Source organism: Crenothrix sp. (assembly GCF_043729335.1).
In the GTDB taxonomy this organism is placed as follows: Bacteria; Pseudomonadota; Gammaproteobacteria; order Methylococcales; family Methylomonadaceae; genus Crenothrix.
The window spans coordinates 1-1,760 of record NZ_JAYTLQ010000021.1 but is presented as its reverse complement, the minus strand read 5'-3'; the positions used below and the strand labels follow the sequence as shown (position 1 = coordinate 1,760).

At 42.5% G+C, this 1,760-nt stretch carries 2 protein-coding genes; both read right to left on the bottom strand.

Annotated features, from left to right (window positions below):
- Positions 1-480: 480 nt before the first annotated feature.
- A complete protein-coding gene (locus tag ACHZC4_RS05480; RefSeq protein WP_394752818.1) occupies positions 481-1,407 on the bottom strand; it encodes a GAF domain-containing protein in 927 nt (308 codons plus the stop codon).
- A gap of 23 nt (positions 1,408-1,430) precedes the next feature.
- Positions 1,431-1,760 (bottom strand): ANTAR domain-containing response regulator (locus tag ACHZC4_RS05475; RefSeq protein ID WP_394752817.1); only part of this gene is annotated, 330 nt, incomplete at its 5' end.

The window sequence follows — 1,760 nt, the reverse complement described above, 5'->3', positions numbered from 1 at the left end:
GCTTTCTTTTTCCAGTTTTTCAACGGCGCCCACACTGGATGCAAAGCTTAATGTGGTAATAGCGGCAACAGTAGAGAGTGCTGTAACCAGTTTTTTAATGGTAAATTTCCCCGATCTTTTCATGATGGCTTTATCCTATATAGGTTTTCAGGCAAAAAAAAACGTCTCAAAACCGGGTGTCGATAATGACACAACGATTTATTTGACGCCTTTGTCAGTTGCTCAGCATTGAGCATGGAATGGTGATTCCAACTTTGGAACCTCTGTAAATGTTAAAGCATAAGACGTGCCAAATTCATTAAATAACCATTCATGCTTTTACTATATCAATAAAAACAAGTGCTTGTATTAACTCTGTGAAGGTTCGGCAAGTATTGATGGCATTTATCAGGCTTAAAGATTGTTAATGCGGCGCTCTAGTAATGTGCAGTATTTAAAGTATTTTGCACCAAACATGATCTTTTTTGGGGTTTTTAGCCATTAAAACAAAAAACTCACAATTGCTTTTAACCGGCCTTTTTCTATAACGGGCAGGGCTAGCATACTGCTTAGGTTATCCAGTTCTGGATTATAGTTGGATGATTCATGATTGCCGGAAATGACAGGCATGCCTGTCAGCCACACGCGACCGATTGCGCCGACACCTTTGTTAACAGTAATTGTTTCAAATATTTTTGCCAAGTCATTGCTGTTTTTACTATAACCTTGTTGGCAGATGAGTTGCTTACCTTGTCGGTCAGGAATCCATAGTTGAATTCGTTTGGCAATAGGTGTGGCTTTAGCTGAAAGAAAAGTCATGATGTAGGTTTGCCTGAGGGTGTCTGAAACAGGAATCCCAATACCCATGCTAATGCCTGCCTGTTGTGCATCGCTGGCTCTGATGAATGTAGCTGCCTTGCTTATGTCATCTATCAGTATCGGCATACCCGTTGCCCATGCCAGTCCAGCCAGACCCTGACCTTTAGGCATATTGAGCTGCCTGGAAATAGCTTCAAAATGTTGCAGCGTGCCGTAATAACCGTCCATAACATTAAGCGTGTTTGCCGATATTGGATTATTGCACCAAACCTCAATAGCGCCTGCATGTTCTTCATCATCACCACATAAAAAAACCACAACGGCCATCAAAAAGTCACCGGAAAATACGGGTATGGCAATACCGCAAGTCAAGCCCGCTTTTTTAGCGGCGGCAGTCCGTTTAAAGTAAGAATATTCAAATTTTGTCAGCACAATCGGATGACCGGCCGCCCAAGCCTTGCCGGGTAAACCTTCGTTATAAGCAAACTGTTGTTGTTCGCTGGCCGCTTTAAAATCGTGTAACCCGCCATATAAACCGGAGCCAAATTCCAGCTGGGTGCGTTCTTTGTCTGGGATCCAGATCTCAGTGACTTTGATAAACGTTTTCATAGTTTTTGGATGCAGTTGAGGCCCTATTTGAACAGTTCCGACATGGCAATAACGTTTTTAGCCATTTCACCCAGAGTAATATTCCTATCCATCGCCAATTTTCTAAGCGTGTGGTAAGCCTCGTCTTCGGTAAAGTTTTGGGTTTTGATTAATATGGCTTTTGCACGATCTATCTGTTTTCTGTCTTCAAGTTTTGCACATGCTTCTTCCAGTGCATTTTTGAGGGATTGTTGATGTTTGAATCGGGCGATAGTCACATTGATAATGCTGTTAATGCGCTTGTGCTCAAGACCATCGACTATATAGGCGCTGACGTTCGCTTTAATGGCCTGGTTTATGGTGTCGACATTGCC